The following is a 21,651-nucleotide window of genomic DNA, read 5'->3' on the forward strand; positions in this document are numbered from 1 at the left end:
GCTAATCAATCTTTTTCCCCAAGTTGAGTTGTCTAAGGTATGCGTATTTCAAGAAAGTAGTGTAGCTATTTGTTGAGCAAATAATCAGACCGTAAAACCCATCCAGTATTCCCAATTTTAAAAAATAGTCTCGGGTAAACCTGAACAGAGGGCTGAAAATCATTTTATATGATGAAGGATTTTTACCCATTTCATGAAATGCCTTAGCTGCTATTTTGGCATACTTCGCTGACCTGACTATATGCTCTTCAATTGTATAATATGAGTAATGAAGCAAATCGCCATTGATGTGTTCAACCTTAACTCCATTTTCTAACTCGACTGAATCATGGGGATTAACTCCTCCCCATGCTCCTTTTTTCTTATTCCACAATCGTATTTTTGTGTCAGGATACCAACCAGAATGTTTTATCCATTTCCCACAATAATTAGTGAACCTGTTGAAAGATAACGCTTCATTATTCCAATTTGAAAGCGCTTGCTTGATCGACTTTTTTAGTTCGCTACTTAGCTCTTCATCCGCATCCAACGATAATACCACATCATTATTAGCTTGTGACACTGCGTAATTTTTTTGTTGAATGTGGCCTTCGAAAGGGTGTTCTATGAACTTGATATCAAAGGATTGACATATTGATTTAGTCTTATCAGTTGAATAAGAGTCGACAACAATGACTTCATCACATACTTCAATAAGCGACTCTAAGCATCTTGCTATATTATGCTCCTCGTTATAAGTGATTACTAAACCGCTGACTTTCGTATTACTTTCATTCATAGACTGCACAAAAATAGTGAATTGAAGGCTAATTACTTTCCTTGTATGGAAAATCAGGGAAGTTAAGTGTGAGTTGTCTTCTTATTATTTTGACTAAATTTGAATCTTGATTCTAAACCATAATTGATGCTCGATTTTTTCAAGAAGCGTAAGGCAAAAAAAGCTATTAAATCTACCTTCAAGGAGTATGGCCATAAAATAAAACAATTCGATATTGATGAATATGGTCGTGTCGAGTATGCTCAATGGCTGCACCCTTTTGAAGGACCGAAGTCTGTAACTAAATCTCAGGTTAATTTTTATAAGGAGTTTGCTGAGGAAGGGCAAATGATTATTGATATAGGTGCTCATACTGGTGATACCACAGTTCCAATGGCTTTGGCGGTTGGTCAAAAGGGTATTGTTCTAGGTTTGGAGCCCAATCCATATGTGTATAAGATACTAGAGGAAAACTCTAAATTGAATCAAGAAATCACCAATATTGTTCCGTTACCCTTTGCAGCAACGATAGAGGATGGAGAGTTTGTATTTAACTATTCAGACGCATCATTCTGTAACGGGGGGTTTCTCTCTCAAATAAAGAACAGAAAGCACAAACACAATTACGAACTGAAAGTAGAGGGAAGAGATCTCCAGAAGTTTTTGAATGAAAACTATGCTGATCGATTATCTCAACTGTCTTTATTAAAAGTAGATGCAGAAGGTTATGACAAGGATATCCTAAATGGCTTGAGTAATCTGATATCAACCTATAGGCCGAATATTATGGCAGAGTGTTATAAAAGATTAACCAAGGAAGAAAGAGAAGAACTGTATGACGCTATGGCAAAACATGGTTATACGGTTTACATGAATGATATTCATTATTTGTCGGATGGCTTTGTAGATACTGCAAAAAGAGTGAAGTTAACAAAAGACACCATGAGTATTAAAAAGCATTTCGAAATAATAGCCATTCCAAATTAATATGATCCTAGTAGAGAACGCGGTAATTAGTGACGACATAAAAGAACAACTTTTTGTATGTGATCTTGATGCCTGTAAGGGTGCATGTTGTGTAGAAGGAGACTTAGGTGCGCCACTTGAAGATCATGAGTTGAAGGAATTAGAAGATGCTTTTGAAGCGGTTAAGCCTTACCTAAGTGAAGAAGGTTTGAAAGCGATAGAAAAGGAAGGGCCATACATCATGGATTTTGAGGGTGATTATTCTACCACAACCATTGGTAATAAAGAATGTGCCTTTTCTATTTATGATGAAAAGGGAATTCTGAAATGTGGAATAGAGCAGGCTTACCGTGATGGAAAAACCACTTTTAAGAAGCCGATTTCATGCGAACTTTACCCAATAAGAATCACTAAATACGATCATTACGAGGCACTCAATTATGATCGTTGGTCTATTTGCTCTGCAGCATGCACATTGGGCGAAAAGCTCGGAGTACCCGTTTATAAATTCCTCAAAGACGCCCTTATAAGGAAATATGGGGAAGCTTGGTATAGGGAGCTCTGTGGAGAAATTGAAGGAAAATAAGCCCATAAAAAAGGTCACTTTTGAGAACAAAAGTGACCTTCAATAATACTCTTATGTTATACTGTTCCTACATTCCTGTAAAATCGAAGTTCTCTAAGAAGCTCGTAGTGAATTGACCTGATTTGAATTTAGGGTCGTCCATTAGTTTGATATGGAATGGAATGGTGGTTTTAACACCTTCAATTACATATTCTTCCAAAGCCCTCTTCATTCTCACCAATACTTCTTCGCGTGACTGGGCCGTTACGATTAGCTTGGCAATCATTGAATCATAATTAGGCGGAATAGTGTAGCCAGCGTAAATATGGCTATCAATTCTTACGCCATGCCCACCTGGGGTATGAAGGTTGGTTATTTTACCTGGGCTTGGTCTGAAGCCATGTGCAGGATCTTCAGCATTGATTCGGCATTCCATCGCATAGAGATTAGGGAAATAGTTTTTTCCTGAAATTTTTTCACCTGCTGCTACTTTAATTTGTTCTTTGATCAAATCAAAGCTGGTTACTTCTTCAGTAATTGGATGCTCTACTTGAATACGGGTGTTCATTTCCATAAAATAGAAATCACCATGTTTATCCAATAAGAACTCTACAGTTCCAGCGCCTTCATAACCAATAGACTCAGCCGCTTTTACAGCCGCAGCGCCCATTCTTTCTCTTAGCTCTTGATTAACCGCAGGCGAAGGGGTTTCTTCTACTAGCTTCTGATGCCTTCTTTGGATAGAACAATCTCTTTCTGAAAGATGGCAAGCACGTCCGGTGCTATCGCCAACTATTTGAATTTCAACGTGACGTGGTTCTTCTACATATTTTTCAAGATAAAGGCCATCGTTACCAAAGGCTGCGGCAGATTCCATTCTGGCATCGTCCCAAGCTTTTTGAAATTGAGAATCGTCTTTTACAATTCTCATACCTCTACCACCGCCACCAGCAGTAGCTTTTAAGATTACAGGGTATTTGACTTTGTTTGCAATTTTTAAACCTTCCGCCACAGATTTGAGCAAACCATCAGAGCCTGGAATGGTTGGTACGCCTGCCTTTTTCATGGTGTCTTTAGCCGTGGCTTTGTCACCCATTTTGTCAATCATATCAGGACTAGCACCAATAAATTTAATGCCGTATTCTTGACAAACCCTTGAGAACTCAGCATTTTCTGAAAGAAAGCCATATCCTGGGTGAATCGCATCTGCATTTGTAATTTCAGCAGCAGAGATAATGTGTGGTATTTTCAAGTAAGACTGATTGGAAGGAGCGGGGCCAATATTCACCGCCTCATCAGCAAACCTAACATGGAGACTGTCTTTATCAGCCGCAGAGTAAACTGCTACGGTCTTGATGCCCATTTCCTTACATGTTCTTATAATACGAAGGGCAATCTCGCCTCTGTTGGCAATTAATATCTTTTTAAACACTACAATAGATATTTTAGGTTGAGAAATAATTGAGGGCCTTTGAAGGCCCCTTAACCAAATTTTTAAGCAGGATCCACCAAAAATAGTGGCTGATCGTACTCTACAGGTGATGCGTTTTCAACCAATACTTTAACAATAGTACCTGAGATTTCAGATTCAATTTCGTTGAAAAGTTTCATGGCTTCTACGATACAAACTCTGTCTCCAACAGATACTGAATCTCCAACATTCACAAAGGAAGGGTCTTCTGGTTTTGGTGAACGATAAAAAGTACCAATCATTGGTGATTTGATCTGAATGTACTTGCTCGATTCATCATTAGCAGGCGCAGACGCTGCTGTTTCTTGTGGTGCAGGTGCTGCCGCTACAGGTGCTGCTGCTTGTTGAGGCATTGCTGGTGTAGTAATTACTCTACCTTCCGTGTCTCTTTTAACTTTGATTTTGAACTCTTCAGTTTCAATATTGACTTCAGCCAAACCTGATTTGGCAATAAAGTCGATCATGTTCTTGATTTCTTTCGCATTCATAACAATTCGATTATTTCGTTGGGATAGTGGGCTATTTTACACGCTCACCGTATGAATTTGTTCTAGTGTCTACTTTAATTTTGTCGTCTTGATTGATAAATAAGGGGACTTGGATTTCAGCGCCAGTTTCCAGTGTTGCTGCTTTTGTAGCGTTTGTAGCCGTATCTCCTTTAATACCAGGTTCGGTGTAAGTTACAACAAGTTCTACATAAGCTGGTAACTCAACACTTAGTACAGACTCTGTTTCCGCATGAAACAGAACATCAACTTCTTGTCCATCTTTCATCAGTTGCGGTGCATTGATTAACTCTTTAGGTACAGCAACTTGTTCAAAAGTTTCCGAATTCATTAGGTTATACCCGTAGTCATCGATGTAGAGAAACTGATGAGGTCTTTTTTCAATTCTTGCTGTTACTACTTTAACACCAGAGGTAAAAGTATTGTCTAATACTTTACCCGTTCTAATGCTTTTTAGTTTTGTTCTTACGAATGCAGGTCCTTTTCCCGGCTTAACATGCTGGAATTCGGTGATTGCGTAAAGGTCATGATTGTATTCAATTACAAGACCGTTTTTAAAATCTGCTGTACTTGCCATGCGTTTATTTCAAACTAATTTACAAATATACAATTCTGATCCTTCGGGATTATTATGATGGGTCGTATGCCCATTTTAAATAAATAGCGCCCCAGGTAAATCCGCCACCAAATGCGGCCAAAATAAGATTATCCCCTTTTTTTAATTGATTCTCGTAGTCCCAAAGACAAAGAGGAATGGTTCCGCTGGTAGTATTACCGTATTTATGGATATTCAACATTACTTTGTCTTCACCAATTTCCATACGCCTTGCTGTAGCGTCTATAATTCTTTTGTTCGCCTGATGGGGGACTAACCATGTAACGTCATCACCATCCAAGTTGTTTTTAGCCATGATTTCGGCAGAAACATCCGCCATATTGGTTACTGCAAATTTAAAAACAGCAGACCCTTCTTGGTAAACGTAATGCTCGCGGTTATCGATGGTTTCGTGCGAAGCTGGTTTGCGGCTTCCTCCGGCTTTCATATGAAGGTGTTGTGCTCCCGATCCATCAGATCGAAGAATAGAATCCATGACGCCAACATTTTCTTCGGTTGGTTCTAATAGAATAGCTCCACCACCATCTCCAAAAATAATGCAGGTGGTTCTTTCATTGTAATCTATAATAGAAGACATCTTGTCGGCACCGACCACGACTACTTTTTTGTATTTACCTGTTTCAATAAACTGACTACCTGTAACTACAGCATAAATGAACCCTGAACAGGCCGCTTGTAGGTCGTAACTGAAGGCGTTTGTAGCTCCGATGGCATCTGCAATAATATTTGCAGTGGCAGGAAACATCATGTCGGGGGTGGTTGTGGCACAGATCAGAAGATCAATTTCAGAAGGGTCGGTATTGGTTTTTTCGAGCAAGCCTTTTACCGCTTGAATCCCCAATACGGAGGTACCTTGACCTTCTCCTTTTAATATTCTTCGTTCTTTAATGCCAGTGCGGGAAGTTATCCATTCGTCAGTGGTGTCGACTATTGTTTCTAACTCTTTATTCGTGAGAACGTAGTCTGGCACCCAACCATTGACTCCTGAGATTTTAGCTCTGATTTTAGTCATCCAATGTTTTTGGAATGGAATACACCATCCTTATTTCTAAATAATCTGCCAATATAAGGGTTCAAGCTTCAGATTCAAATAATAGATTGAATGAAACCTTAGGATGGGCAAATGAAGTGTCTATAAATAAATATTGCTCCTGAATGTTGATTCAGGAGCAAATATTCAAAAGCCAAAAGTTGAACTTAGGCTAAAACTTCTTTTTCTATTACTACTTTACCTTTGAAGTAAAGTTTTCCCTCATGCCAGAAAGCTCTGTGAGGTAAGTGCATTTCTCCCGTAGTAGGGCAAATAGCCAAAGCTTTGCCATGTAATTTCTTGTGAGTTCTACGTTTGTCTCTTCTGGTTTTCGAGATTTTCCTTTTAGGATGCGCCATTTTTCTACAGTTTTATAGCTTTCGCTATTCTTTATTTTTTCAATTTCTTCAAAGAAGCCCAACGTGGGTCTATTGATTCTTCATTTTCCTGATCTTCATTCTCCTCATCATCTTCCGAAGAATATATCATGAGTACTTCTGCTTCACTATCATCGTCTTCTTCTTGAAAGCGTGGGTGAAGCTTTTTCATGGGGATTTCAAGTCCTATAAATTCAAACATTATGGAGGCCACGTTCAGTTGTTGGGTGTCGCGTGGTATTACCACTACTTCATCCGACAATTCCTCATGCTCGTTTCCAAGCTTATAGATGAACGGTCTCTCCAAGTCAATCGGAAAATCAAACAAATCTAGACTTCTGTCGCACTCGAGTTCTATAGAACCCTTGATGCGAAATATGGTATGGATCATTGTTTCAGACTTGTTCAATGAAATGTTAGCCGTCAGTTTCCCTTTGCTAATCATGTCATTGTCAAATAATTCAAAGAACTCATCATCTAACAGAAACTCAAAATCATGCAGCCCAGTGTTGAGCTTAAAGATCTGTATTTCGTATTTTCTGATTGGTTTCAAATATCTCCCCTCAAAATCAGGACTGCAAAGGTATGAAAATTCAATTGAATCATAAAACAGTGTTTGCTTATTTCCTTAATAAATATTGAACAAAAATTGGGCACTAGCTTATGCGCTTTAAATGGCATCCTTGAAATCGGGCTTAATTACTCAGAATGAGCTTATTCCCTTCTGTTTCTAATGATGTCAATGGCCATATAAAGTGCGGCCCTCATGCTGCTAGGGTCGGCTTCGTTTTTACCAGCGATGCCAAAAGCAGTCCCATGGTCTGGTGATGTCCTTACAATAGGTAAACCCGCAGTAAAGTTAACACCGTCTTCAAAAGCTATAGTTTTGAACGGAATTAAGCCTTGATCGTGGTACATGGCTAGTATTCCATCAAATTTTGCGTTGGTATTATTGCCAAAGAAACCATCGGCAGGGTAGGGCCCAAAAACCAAATGCCCCTTTTCTTTAAACTCGTTGATGACAGGTATAATCAATTCTTTTTCTTCCGTACCCAAAAGACCGTCTTCTCCAGCATGTGGGTTAAGTCCTAAAATGGCCACTTTGGGTTTAGTAATGCCAAAATCTTTTTTAAGTGATTTTAACATCAAATCAATTTTGCTGGTCAGTCTTTCAGCGGTCAACTCTTCTTTAATTTTCATTAGAGGAATATGGCCAGTGGCTACACCGATTCTCAGGCGATCGTTGCAGAGAAACATCAGACTATCTTTTGCGCCAAATGTAGTAGTGAAAAACTCGGTATGACCTGGGAAGGAGAATTCGCTACTTTGAATATTGTGTTTACTAATAGGAGCTGTTACTACGCCATCAATAACTCCATTCTGCAAATCTTCTACGGCCCTTTGTAAAGATGCTAAAGCGTACTTACCGCCAGTAGCATTTTCTTCGCCTGGCTTAATTTCAAAATCCTCTTCCCAGCAATTAATTACGTTGGCCTTTTTTTCATGAAGCCTATCGCCAGTATTGAATTGGTAAAAGGAGAAATTATCTAAGCCTAGAATTTTCTTATAGTGCGAAAAGGCTTTTCCGTGTCCGTATAAAATGATGGTCACGTAATCGTAAAGCTTTTGCTCTGAAATGGTTTTGATAATTACTTCAGGACCAATGCCATTAATATCGCCAATGGTAATTCCAATTACTGGTTTGTATGTTGTTTCGTCTTCCGAATGTAGATTCATGATCAAAGAATTTCCTGCTTTTGTAATCTTTAAAGAAAAGTTGAAGTAGGTTTGAATGTGAGAAGAACAATGAAGCTCTGCCCTGAGTAATCTTCAACAGAATTCTCATTTTGTGCAAATTAATGTTTTTTCTATAAGTTACTCCCATGTCAGCAGTCAGACCCAAGAAACATCTCGGCCAACATTTTCTAAAAGATTTAAATATTGCCAAGCAAATTGCTGATGGGCTTACGAGGCATGGCGGATATGATAAGGTGCTAGAGATAGGGCCAGGGACTGGTATGTTGACTCAATTTCTTTTACAGAATGAAGGGGAAACCTCAGTGATTGAACTTGATAGAGACTCCGTAGCCTATTTAAAACAGCATTTTCCTCAATTGGAAGGAAGGATTATTGAAGGCGACTTTTTAAAGCTCAATATGGAAGACTACTTTCCAGGTCAATTTGCGGTGATTGGTAACTTCCCTTATAATATTTCATCTCAAATATTTTTCAAAGTACTGGACCTAAAGCAGCAAGTGCCAGAAGTGGTTTGTATGCTTCAGAAAGAAGTGGCTGATCGCCTTATTTCTCCTCCAGGAAACAAAACCTATGGAATTTTGAGCGTGTTCTTACAAGCTTATTACGATTTAGAATATTTGTTCACAGTTCCTCCTAATGTTTTCAACCCTCCTCCCAAAGTAAATAGTGCCGTAATTCGGCTAAAAAGGAACAAAAGAGTGTCATTAGATTGTGATGAAGTGCTTTTCAGAAGAGTGGTGAAAGCAGGTTTTCAAATGAGAAGGAAAACATTGCGCAACGCGCTAAAACCAATAAATTTGCCAGAGGAACTGAATGGTGAAAAAGTGCTCGATCAAAGGGCCGAAACACTTTCTGTTGACCAGTATGTGGAACTGACAAATCTTATAACATCGTGTCGGGAGTAAAAATCAGCTTTGAACTTTCTAAAGAGTACCTCAGTGCGCTTGAAGTAGCCATTGAGGGGCAAGATAGTGTCTTCATTCGTGACACGATGGAGGGGGTGAATTCTGCTGATATTTCTGCGCTCTTAGATGAGGTGAGCAGCGAAAAGGCCAAATATGTCATAGACATTTTGGACAATGAAGTTGGTGCCGAAATTATTGAGGACCTTGAAGAGGCTACCCGAACCAAGTTCTTAGAAAACTTCACTCCCAAAGAAGTAGCCGATTATATTACGGAAATGGATTCCGATGATGCGGTGGATATTATTAATGAACTTCCTGCAAAAACTCGTGAAGAAGTAATCTCTGAAATTATAGACCCCGATACTGCTGCTCATATTCATGAGCTGATGCGGTATGTTGAAGATTGTGCGGGTGGATTGATGGCCAAGGAAATGATTGTTGCCAACCTGAATTGGGACATCGTTCAAACCATTGAAGAAATTAGAAGACAGCGCGAAAACGTTGATCGTATTTACGCTGTTTATGTTGTTGATGATAAGCATAAATTGTTGGGTAAGGTTTCAGTAAAGGATATTTTGCTGGCGAATGACAATACACATATCAGCGAAATTTATGATGAAGATGTCATCTCAGTTGAAACCTATATGGATGAAGAGGAGGTGGCCGATATCATGCAAAAATATGACCTCGATGTGGTGCCCGTTGTAAACCTTCAAGGCAAGCTGGTGGGTAGAATTACAATCGATGATATTGTAGACGTAATTACTGATCAAGCCGAAGAAGACCGACAGTTGATGTCTGGTATCTCTTCAGATGTTGAAGAAGATGATTCTATTTGGGTGATTCTGAAGGCCCGATTACCATGGCTAGTCATTGGCTTGGTGGGTGGAATCGTTGGGGCTTTTGTGATTCGCGGTTTCGAAGACCAGATTCAAACAATCACAGGTTTGGCCTTGTTTATTCCCCTCATTATGGCGACAGGCGGAAACGTAGGAGTCCAGTCTTCTACGCTAGTGGTTCAGAGTTTGGCCAATAAATCGGTGTTTACGGATAGTTTGGGGAAGCGGCTATTGAAAATGGTGGCGATCGCCATGTTTACGGGTTTGGTTTTGGGGTCCATCAGTTTCTTTTTTGTCTATCTATATGGAGAAGTTAAACTCGGTTTAGTAGTCGCTATTGCACTGCAAGCCGTTGTACTACTGGCCTCCTTTACCGGAACAGCAACGCCATTAATATTAGATAGGTTCGGGATCAATCCTGCATTGGCTTCTGGTCCATTTATTACTACCGCCAACGACATGTTGGGAATTACCGTGTATTTACTCATTGCAAATTTATTACTCTAAGCTCATGCAGAAAAAGTTTTTGATCGTTGACGACATGCATCAAAGTATCTGCGGATTGCTTTCAAAAATTGGAATAGATGCCAATTATCAGCCGCATATCTCAAGAGGGGAATTGCTCAATATAATAGGTGATTATGAAGGCTTGCTTATTCGTTCTAAAACCGATGTAGATCAAGAGCTTATTGACGCTGCCACTAAATTGGAAGTGATAGGAAGAGCAGGGGCTGGTTTAGATAAGATAGATGTACAATACGTTGAATCGAAGGGAATAGAAATCCTAAATGCCCCAGAAGGAAATAGAGACGCATTGGCCGAACACGCCATGGGTTTACTGCTTTCTATGTTGAATAATATTGTAAAGGCGGATGCCGAAGTAAGAAACTGGATTTGGGACAGAGAGGGGAACCGAGGCGATGAGTTAAGTGACAAAACCATTGGTATTGTTGGTTATGGCTACATGGGGCAGGCTTTTGTGCAAAGGCTTAGGGCTTTCGATTGCCGCGTGTTGGTGTACGACAAGTACAAAAAGGGTTTTGGAACCAAAAACGTAGAAGAAGTAAGCTTGGCTAAGCTGTATGATAAAGCCGATATTCTTAGCCTTCATGTCCCTTTGAATGAAGAAACACTCGCTTGGGTGAATAAAGACTTTATTCAAAATTTCAGAAAGGATATCTACCTTTTGAATACTGCCCGAGGCGAGATTTTACCCACTAAAGACCTTCTGGAATTATTAGACTCTGGCAAGGTAAAAGGTGCAGCGCTGGATGTTTTAGACAAGGAGAAGTTCGATAAACTGACCGAAGAAGAACGCAACCAGTTTACAGATTTATTTTCAAGAAAGAATGTAGTGTTTTCACCGCATGTAGGGGGCTGGACTTTCTCCTCTTACAAAAGAATTAATGAAGTGTTGGTAGGTAAAATTTCCGCCCATTATAATTTCTAGATTATCTCTACACTAATCTAGGTCTCTCAATTAGTTACAAGCTCATAAACATTATACTGGAAACCATCTTCAATCATCTGATCAGTCCGCTGAATATAGATTTTACCGTTGCCGAATATTGCTGGCTCCCTTACCCTAGCCTCAATTTCGATCTCTGCCACTACTTCAAGCCTTGGGTTGAGCACCATTAAGTACTTGAAATTGTACAGATCCCCGTTGGGTAACGGCCGAAGTTCGGAATGAATACGTGCGTAGTAGCCAGATTTATTGTCTTTAGACCATTTAGAAAATTTAGACCCAGACATTTCATACTCCAGCCACTTGCGACTTCTTTTTACTTCAGGGGTTGTAGGCTCTCTTAAATTCGATACGAAACTGGATTTGGTGTCCAGCACAGTGGTTTTGTCTTTTGATAATTGGTATACATATGTTTTCGCAGAAAAACGAAAACTGTAGATGATAGAATCATTTGAATAAACCATATCATGAAACGAGAAATCATTATAGTACCCTTGTTCAGGCACATCTACCAATGCTTCTTTTGGGGGATAAACGTTTAATTCATTGATAGTCTTTGTTTTCAAGTGAAAGGTTATGAATATATTTTGTGGGTTTTTAAACATGAATTTACTTCCAAAAGCTTGAAATGATACTTTGTTGAAGAGGACTAAATCGGGGTTGATTAACTCAAAATCAAAAATTTTGAAGTCCGTGTTCATCCCAGTAATATCATCTGATCCATAACGAGCAATAAGTTTACCTTCTAATGTGTAAACACTGAAAAAATTGTTGGACAAAACATATAGCCGTTCGCCTAGAATATCCATTTCACTCGTTTGTACATCAAAGGAATTTGGTCCGTCAAAAGAAACTCCAATATTGTAGACAGGGAGCTTTGTGTTAAGGTCAAATATTACCAGCTGTTTAGTAGCTTGGCTTAGGCTTAACAAACTGTCTCTACCTGTTATTTTACTCAACCCCGACCTATTGTTTAAAAGTAAATCTCCGTGACTGATTACCACCTCGCTTTTCTTAAGCTCTATCAATCCTTGGCTCTTCTCAGTAGAGTTTTTGCCACAACTTGAAATTACAAGTAGGCAAGATATGAGCCAGTAAATATTGTTCGATCCTTGAATTTTAGGCATAAAATATAATTATAGTTTAAATTCTTCTTGTTTCAAAGAACTTCTTTTCCTTAAAAGAGAACACTTTATGCGGTCTTAGTGAGGGAGAAGAATTAATGAAGTGATGGTTAGTTGAATACTATATAATGTGAGAAGGTAGATAGGGGCTAAATTGGGAGTAAGCAACTGTTGTTTTAGAGCCCCCAAAAACTAATAAATACACTTCAAATCTAATTTTAAGCCCTTTTCAATTACCTGAGTAAACCCATCGTTAGTAGGAGACTATAGATATTTTGCTTAAATTTGAAGCATACATCGCTTTTACGGGCGATTTTTGTATTTAAAGCAACGGTTTCTGTTAGGAGCCGTTCTTTGTTTTTTATAGCATAACAAAATAAACAATTAAAATTATGGCTGGAATTTCATATTACACGGAAGAAGGCTTGCAGAAATTGAAGGATGAGCTTCATCACCTTAAAACCAAAGGTAGAGCGGACATGTCGAAGCAGATTGGCGAGGCACGCGATAAAGGTGATTTGAGTGAAAATGCTGAATATGATGCTGCAAAAGATGCACAGGGTCTCATGGAAATGAGAATCTCTGAGCTGGAAGTAGTTGTGGGTGACGCAAGAATCATGAAAGATGAAAACGTGGACCTTTCAAAGGTGTCAATCCTTTCAACAGCGAAGATCAAGAACGTTAAAAACGGCATGGTAGTAAAATACACTTTAGTATCCGAAAAAGAAGCGGATCTGAAGGCTGGAAAAATATCTTATGAATCACCAATAGGCAAGGGACTCTTGAATAAAAAAATTGGTGAGATTGCAGAAGTAACGGCTCCTGCTGGCACTATGCAATTCGAAATATTAGACATCACATTAGAGTAATTATGCCAAGTATCTTCACTCGAATCATTAATAGAGAAATTCCCGGCCACATTGTGGCAGAAGACGATAATAACATAGCCTTTCTGGATGTCAATCCATTGAAAATAGGCCATGTATTATGCGTTCCTAAAAAGGAGGTGAATTATATTTTTGATATGGGTGAAGATGCTTACATAAACTTGCACACTTTTACCAAAAAAGTGGCCAAGGCAGTTGAAGCCGCTGTGCCTTGTAAAAGAATAGGTGTGGCTGTTATTGGTCTTGAGGTACCTCATGTACATATCCATTTAATTCCCCTTCAGAATATCTCTGATATTGACTTTAGTAAACCCAAACTAAGTTTAAGTCAAGAAGAATTGGCCGACACGGCCGAGAAGATCAGAGGTAAGTACTAATCTTAATTTTTAAAGGATAGCGTAAACTCTGTCCCTTCATTGATTTTACTTTCCACCGAAATATGACCACCTAAGTTGGTCATGTGTGTATGGACAAGATAAAGGCCTATGCCTTTGCTCTCTGGACGCGTGTTAAAGGTCTGGCTCAAACCAAAAATTCTATCTTTTACCTCATCTTTATTAAAGCCTATACCATTGTCGATAAAAACAAGGCGTTTCACTTCATTTACCATTTTGGACTGTATGGATATAATAGGCAGAGTGTCTGGTCTAGCATATTTAATCGAATTGGTAATTAGATTCAGGAATATGCTTTCTAGGTAGTCTTTATTGAAACTGATGGTTTGAAATGCAGTGAAATCAACTTGGAAAATTACTTTTGAGTTGTCGATCAGTGTGGCAATGGAATCTTGTACACTTTTCAATACTTCGGTCAATGATACATCTTCGATTTTAACCGAAACCTTAGCATTCTCACTGAGGGCGTCTAAGTGCCTGTTCATCTTCACTTCAAGTTTTTCAGAAGTTGTTTTTAACAGCTCAATTAGGTGTAGTGTTTCTGGGTTTTTAATTTCAGAAGTATCCAAAAGGTGAAGAATGCCAAATAGGTTATTTACAGGGCCCCTTAAATCATGTGAAGTTGTGAAGGATAGGTCTTTCAACTTCTTATTCATTACTGAAAGGTTGGCTAATAACGCATTTCGCTCTTCTTCTAGTTTCTTTTTATGCGTTATATCTTTGGCAATAGCATAAACTAAAGATTCATCATTCAAAGGCATTGAGGTCCACGCCAACCACACTATTTCACCGTTCTTTTTTATATAACGATTTTCATAATTGAGCAGTGGATTTCCCTTTTTAATGTTCTCTCGGTATTGAGAGGTAATGTTTTGATCTGAAGGATGAATAAAATCATCAATAGGACGAGACATTAACTCTTCTTCAGTATAACCCAAAAGATTTGAAACCGCTGGATTGATCCTTTTGAAGAACCCATCAAACCCGGCAATACAGAGTAAGTCTGGAGATAACTTAAAGAAATAGTCTGAATTGAGTCTGAGTTTATTCATATATGGGGTGTCCTTTCAGTGAATGCCTAAAAATCACGGGCGAATTATACATTAAGACATGTCGTACTCGTGTATCCTTATGAGTAAGTATATGTATTATAATTGAATGATGATATAAAATAATAAAGAAATTAGCCCGCCTTATTTTACTCGTCCGGGGTTGTCGGAGATAAAAGACTTCCAGCTTTTGTTGCCGCTTTGTTGGCTTCCTCCTTGAAAATGATGGCAGAGGGCTACTGCCAAAGCATCGGTTCCATCGAGTAGCTTGGGTAATGTTTCGATTTTTAATAGGGTTTTCAACATGGCTGCTACTTGTTCTTTAGAGGCATTGCCATTACCCGTAACCGATTGTTTAATTTTTTTAGGGGCATACTCAGTAATAGGAATTTCTCTAGCCAAGGCTGCAGACATCGCCACACCCTGCGCCCTTCCTAGTTTCAGCATGGACTGAACATTTTTTCCAAAGAAGGGAGCTTCCAATGCCATTTCATCAGGTTGAAATTCTTCAATGATAGAAGTAACTCTCTCAAAAATCTTCTTCAATTTCAGTTCGTGGCCTGTATATTTACTTAAGTGAATAACACCGAATTGGAGTAACGTGATCTTTTTGCCTGAAATCAAAATTAGCCCGTAACCCATTATGCTGGTACCGGGGTCGATACCAAGAATAATTTTTTCTTTAATGGGGGCTTTGGCTAAAGGCATATGCGCAAGATAAATAAACCTTCCATTTCTGTAATTTAAAACAGGGTTTTAAATCCAAAGGCTTTCCGCGTAATTCGCATATGGTTCTTATTGCCGCTGGTATTGTTGTCAGTTATTTGCTTCTACTGCTTTTCCCCATTGTCACTTGGCAACAGATACCGCTTGTTTTTTCTAAAAAGTATGGAGAAAAGGTGTCCGTAATTGTTCCTTTTAGAAATGAAGAAACAAACTTGAGACGATTGGTGAAGGCTTTGAAGGCCCAAACTCATTCGTCCTTCGAGGTGCTTTTTGTCAATGATCATTCTAATGATGATTCTTTAAAAGTATTGAAGGAACTTACGAAAGAAGACATGCCCTTCTCTTTCAGTATTATTTCTTTAAAGGAGACTCAAGGGAAGAAGGCTGGCATTGCCGCAGGTATTGCTCAGGCTTGTGGTGAAATTATTGTCACTACCGATGCTGATTGCTGGTTTGATAAAAACTGGCTATCAGCAATGACTTCAGGTTTCAATAATACAGAAACGCAAATAATTACTGGACCAGTAGTGTTGGAAGGAGCGGACTTCTTTCAGAAATTGCAGCGGATAGAATTTGGTGCAGTGTTGGCTTCTTCCGCAGCACTGATTGGTTTAGGCAAACCCACCATGGCCAATGGAGCTAATTTGGCCTATCGAAAATCGGTGTTTACTGAAGTAGAAGGGTTTCTTGGAATTGAACAAACCCCTTCTGGGGATGATGAGCTGCTGCTGATGAAAATTGCGAAGAAGTATCCTGAGGGTGTTGTCTTTGCCAAGAGCCCCGAAGCAGTTGTACATACTTTAGCACATACTCATTGGGCTGATTTTGTGCAGCAACGTAAGCGATGGGCAAGCAAATGGAAGGTAGGTATGCGATGGACTACTATAGTATCTGCCCTGTATGTTTATGTAGTACAGTTGGCTTTTGTTGGTTTATTATTGATGACGATTTATGGAGAACTGTCCTTTAAGTGGTTAGCAGGCCTTTGGCTTATAAAGTTGGCTTTAGAACACTTTCTTATTTGGAATTACTTTCATGATTTAAAACAGCCTTGCTCATTTTCCCACTTCCTATTGTTACAAACCTTTTATCCTTTTTACGTGCTTTATGTTGGTTTCGCATCTAACTTTGGTCGTTTCCAATGGAAGGAAAGAAGTTTCAAAATCTAGCGCAATATTATGACGGACATGGAGTTTGATGTTTTGGATGAGCTTTACTTTGTTCAACCTTTTGATGCCATTCTAGAAGAAATAGAATTGACGGAAGACGAACTTAAAAAAGTGCTCACAGAGTTGTTGAACAAGGGTTGGGTGAAATGCTATGGTGACCGCCAAGCAGAAATGCCAATTGCGCCAAAGGATTTGGGAAATGATCTCGCATCTTATTTTTATTTGGCCACAAAAGAAGGTTTATTAGTTCACAACGGTCGTTAGCGCTATGCAGGATACACTTCAACGTAAGTTTTACAGGAAGGAAATGGAGGTAAATGCACTCTTGGAAATTACCCAAGCAGTAAATAGTAACCTCCCCGAAGACGATTTATATAAAATTTATGAGTTCACTTTAAGGGCCAACCTGCAACTGTCAAGAATGGTGTTGTATGTTAAAGATGAAGATTGGGACTGTAAAGTGCAGTTTGGCACCAAGAAGGATTTCTCCAAAATACCACTTGACTCTGGCTGCCTCAATTTGAAAGAAATCGTTGAGGTCAATAAAGTCAACTTATCCATTTCTTGCTTCAACGAGTTTGACATCATAATCCCTGTAACACACAAAGAGAAGCTTCTCGCTTTTGTGTTCATAAAAACTTCTGAAGAAGAAAACGGAGCAGATACTACTTTCATTCAAGCCTTAAGTAATGTAATTCTCGTGGCCATTGAAAATAAACGATTGGCCAGGAAACAGCTTGAACAACAAGCTATTCAGCGTGAAATGGACCTGGCCAGAAACGTTCAGAATTACCTTTTTCCTGATGTTTTGCCCAATTCTGAGAAGCTTGAAATTAAGGCCTTTTATCAGCCGTGTAAGACGGTGGGCGGTGATTATTACGACTATATTCCTATCCCCAACGAAAATCAGTTTTTAGTTTGTATAGCAGATGTTTCTGGAAAGGGAATGCCAGCCGCTATACTAATGTCTAATTTTCAGGCAGTATTAAGGACCTTGAGCCGAAATGCGGAAAACCCTGAACAGGTAATTCATGAGCTAAATCACCAAACTTGGCACAATGCCAAGGGCGAAAACTTCATTACTTTCTTTTTAGCAGTTTACGATTTTGACAAAAAGAACCTACGCTACTTTAATTGTGGACACAACCATCCCGTATTGATTACTAAAGATAAGGTGATGATTTTGAGTGAAGGAAGTACTGTATTGGGCGCTTTTGATCCTCTTCCTTTTTTAGATAAAGGTGAAATTGAAAATCTTGACGAATTTTCACTGTTCATGTTTACTGATGGTCTCACCGAGACCTTTAACAGTGCAGGAGAAGAGTTTGGCGATGAAAGGTTGAAAAAATTCCTCATTGAAAACCAAAACGAGGATCTCCAGGTAACGCATAATGCCTTAATGAAAGAATTGGAAGGCTTCAAAAAAGAAAATGCCTTTGCCGATGACCTTACTTTCCTATCTTGTAGGGTAAATAATGCTACTCCATAGAACACCCATATTTGCCCATTGGCTTTATCCTAGCTTAATTTGGAAACAATCCAGTACAGAAAAAGTCATTTATTTGACCTTCGATGACGGCCCAATTCCAGAGGTTACACCCTGGGTGTTGAAAATCCTTGATGAGTTTGATGCAAAGGCTACTTTTTTCTGTGTAGGAGAGAACATTCATAAGCATCCAGGTATTTTTAAGGAAGTGATTAATAGAGGTCATTCAGTGGGTAATCACACCTACCATCACTTAAGTGGATGGAAAACAGAGGCTACCGGATACCTAAAAGATTTTCTAAAGTGTGAAGAAGAACTGCAAAATTTCGATCAAGGTGGGAGGCTTTTTAGACCGCCCTATGGTAAAATAACCTCCAAGCAAATCAGACAATTGTCTTCCCGCAAAATTATTATGTGGGATGTGCTCTCCGGGGATTTTTCAAAAAAACTATCTCCTGAAACCGTATTGAAAAAGAGTCTTCAGTATTCTAAACCAGGAAGTATTATTGTTTTTCATGATAGCTTGAAAGCATTAGATAACCTTCAATATGTACTGCCACGCTATTTAGAGTGTTTTCAATCGAAAGGTTTTACATTTAAGCCGCTATGATTGTTGGCGTATTACTTATTGCTTTTGCGCTCATCTTACTGTCGGAACTCTTTTTAATATGGAGTTTTAAAAACCACTTTATTAAAGCCGCTGAAATTGATTCCATTCAAGTCTGGCCAAAAGTATCCATCCTTATTGCTGCCAGAAATGAAGAAGAGAATTTAGAGGCATGCCTTAATTCTGTATTGAACGTGGATTATCCGCGTGATAAACTTCAAGTGTTAGTTGGGAATGACCAGTCTACAGACCGAACCCAAAGTATAATAGATCGCTGGATCAATAAAGGCCATAATGTTAAATCAATTCCTATTCAGCCCAATTTAAGAGGACTCATAGCCAAGTCGAATGTTATGGCACAATTGGCAGCAAAAGCGGATGGAGAGTTTTTTATCATTATTGATGCAGACGCCACAGTGACTGAACATTGGCTAAAAACCATGGTTGCTCAAGCAGTTCAGGGTTTTGGTATCGTGAGTGGCTATACTGAGGTGAAAGCCGAGAATTATTTTTCTTCCCTTCAGAAAATGGACTGGCAAAACAGCATTCATACCTTGAAAGTGTTTTCAGATCGAGGGAATACGCTTACCGCTTTAGGGAACAACATGTTGATTTCGAAAAAGGCTTATCAATCAGTAGGCGGTTTTGAAGCTCTGGGAGCAACCAAAGTGGAAGACTTGAAACTATTATTGGCCGCTAAGGAATTAGGCTTGAAGACCTTTCAATTAATAGAGAGCGAAAGAGTCATTACTGCTCCAATCGAAAGTGTTTTGGGGTATATTAATCAGAGAAAACGGTGGCTGAGTGGGGTGCTGAGTTACAGAACGCTCTCTGGTATCGGGTTCATTCTTTATCGGCTGTTGCTGATTGAAATGCTGGTTGTACTGCTTTTTCTATCAAGCCCAACAGTGCAAGTTCTGTTGATTTCTTCAATAGTATTAAAGCTGGTGATCGAAAATATCAAACAACATCAAATCAAGAGCGCTCTAGATCAAGTTGGTGTTAAGTTTAGCGTATTGAAACCATTTATTATTGCTCTTTTAGATACATTTGCTCTTGTTGCTTTAGTGCTTAACCCTAAGGTGAGTTGGAAGAAAAGAAAGTTTAAATGATGATTGAAACCCACGCACATATTTATGCCGATCAGTTTGAAAAGGACATAGATGAAGTGCTAGAAAGAGGAAGAGAAGAAGGGATTTCTAAGATTTACATGCCAAATATTGATCATACATCAATTGATGGAATGATGGAATTGGAGTATAAATATCCTGATTTATGCGTGGCTACGATGGGGCTTCACCCTTGTTCTGTAAAAGGTGATTTTCAAAAGGAGCTTTATATGATTGAAGAATGGCTTGGGAAGCGCGAGTTTGTAGCCATTGGTGAAATGGGCACAGACCTATACTGGGACAAAACCTTCATCGATGAACAAGTCGAGGCCTTTAAGATTCAAGTGGCCTGGGCAAAGCAATACGAAAAACCGATCATCATCCATTGCAGAGAATCCTTAGACATGACTATCGATTTGGTTGAACAGCTTAAAGAAGATAACCTCACGGGTGTTTTTCATTGTTTTAATGGTTCTTTAGCGCAAGCAGATCGTATCCATAAATTAGGTTTTTATATTGGCTTAGGTGGAGTAGTTACCTTCAAAAACAGTGGTATGGATGAAGTCATACCACAATTAAATATGGATCATGTGGTTTTAGAGACCGACAGTCCATATTTGGCACCTGTTCCACATAGAGGGAAAAGAAATGAGCCATCATATTTAAAAATGGTAGCACAAAAAATAGCAGATTTAAGGCAGGTTGGGGTGGAGGAGATAGAAGACATCACAACTGTAAATGCCAATTCATTATTCAAAGTACAGCCATGATTTCAACTTTAGAATTTTCTCCCAATCCAAAAGCATCTATACTAATAGTATACACAGGTGGTACATTAGGAATGGATTATGATGAAAATGGTTCATTGGTACCTTGTGATTTTGAACGAGTTGTAGCCAGAATCCCTGTATTAAAGGAGTTAAATATTAATCTATCTGTAATTTCGTTCGATCCTCCGATCGATTCATCCAATGTGAAAATTGAGCATTGGGTACAGATTGGGCAAACCATCAAAGATAATTATGATGCTTACGATGGTTTCATCGTATTACACGGTACAGATACCATGGCGTATTCTGCTTCGGCCTTGAGCTTTATGCTTCAAGGGTTGAACAAACCTGTGATTTTTACAGGGGCTCAATTACCTATCGCTTCACCTAGGTCAGATGGCCGAGAAAACTTTGTTACCGCCTTAGAAATTGCTGCAGATAGTAGGGATGGAGTGCCTGTGGTTTCTGAAGTTTGCATCTTTTTTAACCACTTATTGTTGCGTGGTAACCGTTCAAAAAAAGTTGAAAGCCGTCATTTCGATGCTTTCGAGACCGAGAACTATCCTGCACTGGCAGAAGCGGGCATCGTAATAGACTATAATTATGCCGCTTTAAAGGCATATGATCCCACATCAGAACTTATATTTTATCCAGAATTAAAGGATGATATTGTTATTTTAAAGCTGTTTCCGGGTATTAATGAACAGGTGGTAAGTCACTTATTGAATACACCTTCTATCAGGGGTGTGGTCATGGAGAGCTATGGTTCGGGTAATGTTCCTCACCAACCTTGGTTTTTAGACTTATTGGAAAGTGCTGTAAACAAGGGAGTTGTTGTATTGAATGTCTCCCAATGCAATGGAGGAAACGTTATACAAGGAAAATATGAAGCCAGTAGTGCTTTAAATCGCATAGGTATTATTAGTGGTGGAGACTTAACCACAGAGGCAGCTACAACTAAAATGATGCACTTATTTGGTAGAAGCACTGGATTAGATGAACTTAGAGAAAAATTGATCCGTGCTATTTCGGGCGAAATGAACTGATTTTTATTGATTGACAAAAACATAA

General features: G+C 39.0%; 25 protein-coding genes. 14 read left to right on the forward strand and 11 right to left on the reverse strand.

The window, feature by feature from the left end; genetic code table 11:
* Position 1: 1 nt before the first annotated feature.
* Positions 2 to 778 carry a glycosyltransferase family 2 protein gene (locus AWN68_RS09550; protein WP_068414597.1) on the reverse strand — a complete coding sequence of 259 codons (777 nt, stop codon included), beginning with the start codon at positions 776 to 778 and terminating at the stop codon, positions 2 to 4.
* Between the two features lie 126 nt (positions 779 to 904).
* On the opposite strand from AWN68_RS09550, the gene AWN68_RS09555 reads away from it, so the two are divergent.
* Positions 905 to 1,744: an FkbM family methyltransferase gene (locus tag AWN68_RS09555; RefSeq protein WP_068414600.1), complete on the forward strand. Its 840-nt coding sequence runs from the start codon at positions 905 to 907 to the stop codon at positions 1,742 to 1,744.
* 1 nt (position 1,745) lies between these two features.
* Positions 1,746 to 2,309, forward strand: coding sequence for a DUF3109 family protein (locus tag AWN68_RS09560; RefSeq protein WP_068414603.1), 564 nt, complete (start codon positions 1,746 to 1,748; stop codon positions 2,307 to 2,309).
* 67 nt (positions 2,310 to 2,376) lie between these two features.
* Here AWN68_RS09560 and accC read toward each other — a convergent pair whose 3' ends face one another.
* The 7 genes from accC to pdxA all read right to left on the reverse strand — a co-directional run bounded on the left by accC (position 2,377) and on the right by pdxA (position 8,025).
* A complete protein-coding gene (accC, locus tag AWN68_RS09565; protein ID WP_068414606.1) occupies positions 2,377 to 3,720 on the reverse strand; it encodes an acetyl-CoA carboxylase biotin carboxylase subunit in 1,344 nt (447 codons plus the stop codon).
* A 62-nt stretch (positions 3,721 to 3,782) separates the two neighbouring features.
* Positions 3,783 to 4,247, reverse strand: a complete 465-nt coding sequence (gene accB, locus AWN68_RS09570; RefSeq protein ID WP_068414608.1) for an acetyl-CoA carboxylase biotin carboxyl carrier protein — start codon at positions 4,245 to 4,247, stop codon at positions 3,783 to 3,785.
* 31 nt (positions 4,248 to 4,278) lie between these two features.
* Positions 4,279 to 4,842: an elongation factor P gene (efp, locus tag AWN68_RS09575; RefSeq protein WP_068414611.1), complete on the reverse strand. Its 564-nt coding sequence runs from the start codon at positions 4,840 to 4,842 to the stop codon at positions 4,279 to 4,281.
* Between the two features lie 52 nt (positions 4,843 to 4,894).
* Entirely contained in the window at positions 4,895 to 5,893 is a 999-nt protein-coding gene (locus tag AWN68_RS09580; RefSeq protein WP_068414614.1) for a beta-ketoacyl-ACP synthase III, read from the reverse strand.
* Positions 5,894 to 6,078: 185 nt separating this feature from the next.
* Entirely contained in the window at positions 6,079 to 6,270 is a 192-nt protein-coding gene (gene rpmF / locus AWN68_RS09585; RefSeq protein ID WP_084362819.1) for a 50S ribosomal protein L32, read from the reverse strand.
* A 31-nt stretch (positions 6,271 to 6,301) separates the two neighbouring features.
* Entirely contained in the window at positions 6,302 to 6,841 is a 540-nt protein-coding gene (locus AWN68_RS09590) for a YceD family protein (protein WP_068414622.1), read from the reverse strand.
* Positions 6,842 to 7,002: 161 nt separating this feature from the next.
* Positions 7,003 to 8,025 carry a 4-hydroxythreonine-4-phosphate dehydrogenase PdxA gene (pdxA, locus tag AWN68_RS09595; RefSeq protein WP_068414625.1) on the reverse strand — a complete coding sequence of 341 codons (1,023 nt, stop codon included), beginning with the start codon at positions 8,023 to 8,025 and terminating at the stop codon, positions 7,003 to 7,005.
* Positions 8,026 to 8,171: 146 nt separating this feature from the next.
* On the opposite strand from pdxA, the gene rsmA reads away from it, so the two are divergent.
* Genes rsmA through AWN68_RS09610 form a run of 3 tightly spaced genes read left to right on the forward strand, consistent with a single transcriptional unit; the run spans position 8,172 to position 11,240 of the window.
* On the forward strand, positions 8,172 to 8,951 hold the full coding sequence (gene rsmA / locus AWN68_RS09600; RefSeq protein ID WP_068414627.1) for a 16S rRNA (adenine(1518)-N(6)/adenine(1519)-N(6))-dimethyltransferase RsmA: 780 nt from the start codon (positions 8,172 to 8,174) through the stop codon (positions 8,949 to 8,951).
* The gene (mgtE, locus tag AWN68_RS09605) at positions 8,939 to 10,297 is read left to right on the forward strand and encodes a magnesium transporter (RefSeq protein WP_089082114.1); all 1,359 of its coding nucleotides are present in this window, start codon (positions 8,939 to 8,941) and stop codon (positions 10,295 to 10,297) included. The genes rsmA and mgtE overlap by 13 nt, the downstream gene beginning before the upstream one ends.
* A gap of 4 nt (positions 10,298 to 10,301) precedes the next feature.
* Positions 10,302 to 11,240, forward strand: a complete 939-nt coding sequence (locus AWN68_RS09610; protein WP_068415221.1) for an NAD(P)-dependent oxidoreductase — start codon at positions 10,302 to 10,304, stop codon at positions 11,238 to 11,240.
* Positions 11,241 to 11,266: 26 nt separating this feature from the next.
* On the opposite strand, the gene AWN68_RS09615 is transcribed toward AWN68_RS09610, so the two are convergent.
* On the reverse strand, positions 11,267 to 12,385 hold the full coding sequence (locus AWN68_RS09615) for a hypothetical protein (protein ID WP_068414630.1): 1,119 nt from the start codon (positions 12,383 to 12,385) through the stop codon (positions 11,267 to 11,269).
* Positions 12,386 to 12,774: 389 nt separating this feature from the next.
* Between AWN68_RS09615 and greA the strand changes: the two genes are divergently transcribed.
* Positions 12,775 to 13,251, forward strand: a complete 477-nt coding sequence (greA, locus tag AWN68_RS09620; RefSeq protein ID WP_068414633.1) for a transcription elongation factor GreA — start codon at positions 12,775 to 12,777, stop codon at positions 13,249 to 13,251.
* A gap of 2 nt (positions 13,252 to 13,253) precedes the next feature.
* Positions 13,254 to 13,646 (forward strand): HIT family protein, encoded by a 393-nt coding sequence (locus tag AWN68_RS09625; RefSeq protein ID WP_068414636.1) that lies wholly within the window; start codon positions 13,254 to 13,256, stop codon positions 13,644 to 13,646.
* Positions 13,647 to 13,648: 2 nt separating this feature from the next.
* Here the strand turns inward: AWN68_RS09625 and AWN68_RS09630 are convergent, their stop codons facing one another.
* Together AWN68_RS09630 and ruvC are read right to left on the reverse strand one after the other, a co-directional pair.
* Complete coding sequence (locus AWN68_RS09630) at positions 13,649 to 14,716, reverse strand: PAS domain-containing sensor histidine kinase (RefSeq protein ID WP_068414639.1); 1,068 nt, start codon at positions 14,714 to 14,716, stop codon at positions 13,649 to 13,651.
* A 141-nt stretch (positions 14,717 to 14,857) separates the two neighbouring features.
* Positions 14,858 to 15,421, reverse strand: a complete 564-nt coding sequence (gene ruvC / locus AWN68_RS09635; RefSeq protein ID WP_068414642.1) for a crossover junction endodeoxyribonuclease RuvC — start codon at positions 15,419 to 15,421, stop codon at positions 14,858 to 14,860.
* An 80-nt stretch (positions 15,422 to 15,501) separates the two neighbouring features.
* Between ruvC and AWN68_RS09640 the strand changes: the two genes are divergently transcribed.
* Genes AWN68_RS09640 through AWN68_RS09670 form a run of 7 tightly spaced genes read left to right on the forward strand, consistent with a single transcriptional unit; the run spans position 15,502 to position 21,626 of the window.
* Positions 15,502 to 16,608, forward strand: a complete 1,107-nt coding sequence (locus tag AWN68_RS09640) for a glycosyltransferase (RefSeq protein ID WP_068414645.1) — start codon at positions 15,502 to 15,504, stop codon at positions 16,606 to 16,608.
* Between the two features lie 9 nt (positions 16,609 to 16,617).
* Entirely contained in the window at positions 16,618 to 16,872 is a 255-nt protein-coding gene (locus AWN68_RS09645) for a hypothetical protein (protein WP_068414647.1), read from the forward strand.
* Positions 16,873 to 16,876: 4 nt separating this feature from the next.
* A complete protein-coding gene (locus AWN68_RS09650; RefSeq protein ID WP_068414649.1) occupies positions 16,877 to 18,097 on the forward strand; it encodes a GAF domain-containing SpoIIE family protein phosphatase in 1,221 nt (406 codons plus the stop codon).
* A complete protein-coding gene (locus AWN68_RS09655) occupies positions 18,084 to 18,704 on the forward strand; it encodes a polysaccharide deacetylase family protein (protein WP_068414652.1) in 621 nt (206 codons plus the stop codon). Before AWN68_RS09650 ends, AWN68_RS09655 begins: the two co-directional genes overlap by 14 nt.
* Positions 18,701 to 19,813, forward strand: a complete 1,113-nt coding sequence (locus tag AWN68_RS09660; RefSeq protein ID WP_068414654.1) for a glycosyltransferase — start codon at positions 18,701 to 18,703, stop codon at positions 19,811 to 19,813. Before AWN68_RS09655 ends, AWN68_RS09660 begins: the two co-directional genes overlap by 4 nt.
* Positions 19,810 to 20,580 carry a TatD family hydrolase gene (locus AWN68_RS09665; protein ID WP_068414657.1) on the forward strand — a complete coding sequence of 257 codons (771 nt, stop codon included), beginning with the start codon at positions 19,810 to 19,812 and terminating at the stop codon, positions 20,578 to 20,580. Before AWN68_RS09660 ends, AWN68_RS09665 begins: the two co-directional genes overlap by 4 nt.
* Positions 20,577 to 21,626, forward strand: a complete 1,050-nt coding sequence (locus tag AWN68_RS09670) for an asparaginase (protein ID WP_068414660.1) — start codon at positions 20,577 to 20,579, stop codon at positions 21,624 to 21,626. Before AWN68_RS09665 ends, AWN68_RS09670 begins: the two co-directional genes overlap by 4 nt.
* The last annotated feature ends 25 nt before the right edge of the window (positions 21,627 to 21,651 follow it).

Source organism: Roseivirga echinicomitans (assembly GCF_001592935.1).
Taxonomy (GTDB): Bacteria; Bacteroidota; Bacteroidia; order Cytophagales; family Cyclobacteriaceae; genus Roseivirga; species Roseivirga echinicomitans.

What these genes read in the sequence shown, in the direction of transcription:
- AWN68_RS09550 (WP_068414597.1), bottom strand. Translation starts at nt 778, where the DNA reads ATGAATGAAAGTAATACGAAAGTCAGCGGTTTAGTAATCACTTATAAC.
- AWN68_RS09555 (WP_068414600.1), top strand. Translation starts at nt 905, where the DNA reads ATGCTCGATTTTTTCAAGAAGCGTAAGGCAAAAAAAGCTATTAAATCT.
- AWN68_RS09560 (WP_068414603.1), top strand. Translation starts at nt 1,746, where the DNA reads ATGATCCTAGTAGAGAACGCGGTAATTAGTGACGACATAAAAGAACAA.
- accB (WP_068414608.1), bottom strand. Translation starts at nt 4,247, where the DNA reads ATGAATGCGAAAGAAATCAAGAACATGATCGACTTTATTGCCAAATCA.
- efp (WP_068414611.1), bottom strand. Translation starts at nt 4,842, where the DNA reads ATGGCAAGTACAGCAGATTTTAAAAACGGTCTTGTAATTGAATACAAT.
- AWN68_RS09580 (WP_068414614.1), bottom strand. Translation starts at nt 5,893, where the DNA reads ATGACTAAAATCAGAGCTAAAATCTCAGGAGTCAATGGTTGGGTGCCA.
- rpmF (WP_084362819.1), bottom strand. Translation starts at nt 6,270, where the DNA reads ATGGCGCATCCTAAAAGGAAAATCTCGAAAACCAGAAGAGACAAACGT.
- pdxA (WP_068414625.1), bottom strand. Translation starts at nt 8,025, where the DNA reads ATGAATCTACATTCGGAAGACGAAACAACATACAAACCAGTAATTGGA.
- rsmA (WP_068414627.1), top strand. Translation starts at nt 8,172, where the DNA reads ATGTCAGCAGTCAGACCCAAGAAACATCTCGGCCAACATTTTCTAAAA.
- AWN68_RS09610 (WP_068415221.1), top strand. Translation starts at nt 10,302, where the DNA reads ATGCAGAAAAAGTTTTTGATCGTTGACGACATGCATCAAAGTATCTGC.
- AWN68_RS09615 (WP_068414630.1), bottom strand. Translation starts at nt 12,385, where the DNA reads ATGCCTAAAATTCAAGGATCGAACAATATTTACTGGCTCATATCTTGC.
- greA (WP_068414633.1), top strand. Translation starts at nt 12,775, where the DNA reads ATGGCTGGAATTTCATATTACACGGAAGAAGGCTTGCAGAAATTGAAG.
- AWN68_RS09625 (WP_068414636.1), top strand. Translation starts at nt 13,254, where the DNA reads ATGCCAAGTATCTTCACTCGAATCATTAATAGAGAAATTCCCGGCCAC.
- AWN68_RS09630 (WP_068414639.1), bottom strand. Translation starts at nt 14,716, where the DNA reads ATGAATAAACTCAGACTCAATTCAGACTATTTCTTTAAGTTATCTCCA.
- ruvC (WP_068414642.1), bottom strand. Translation starts at nt 15,421, where the DNA reads ATGCCTTTAGCCAAAGCCCCCATTAAAGAAAAAATTATTCTTGGTATC.
- AWN68_RS09640 (WP_068414645.1), top strand. Translation starts at nt 15,502, where the DNA reads ATGGTTCTTATTGCCGCTGGTATTGTTGTCAGTTATTTGCTTCTACTG.
- AWN68_RS09645 (WP_068414647.1), top strand. Translation starts at nt 16,618, where the DNA reads ATGACGGACATGGAGTTTGATGTTTTGGATGAGCTTTACTTTGTTCAA.
- AWN68_RS09650 (WP_068414649.1), top strand. Translation starts at nt 16,877, where the DNA reads ATGCAGGATACACTTCAACGTAAGTTTTACAGGAAGGAAATGGAGGTA.
- AWN68_RS09655 (WP_068414652.1), top strand. Translation starts at nt 18,084, where the DNA reads ATGCTACTCCATAGAACACCCATATTTGCCCATTGGCTTTATCCTAGC.
- AWN68_RS09660 (WP_068414654.1), top strand. Translation starts at nt 18,701, where the DNA reads ATGATTGTTGGCGTATTACTTATTGCTTTTGCGCTCATCTTACTGTCG.
- AWN68_RS09665 (WP_068414657.1), top strand. Translation starts at nt 19,810, where the DNA reads ATGATGATTGAAACCCACGCACATATTTATGCCGATCAGTTTGAAAAG.
- AWN68_RS09670 (WP_068414660.1), top strand. Translation starts at nt 20,577, where the DNA reads ATGATTTCAACTTTAGAATTTTCTCCCAATCCAAAAGCATCTATACTA.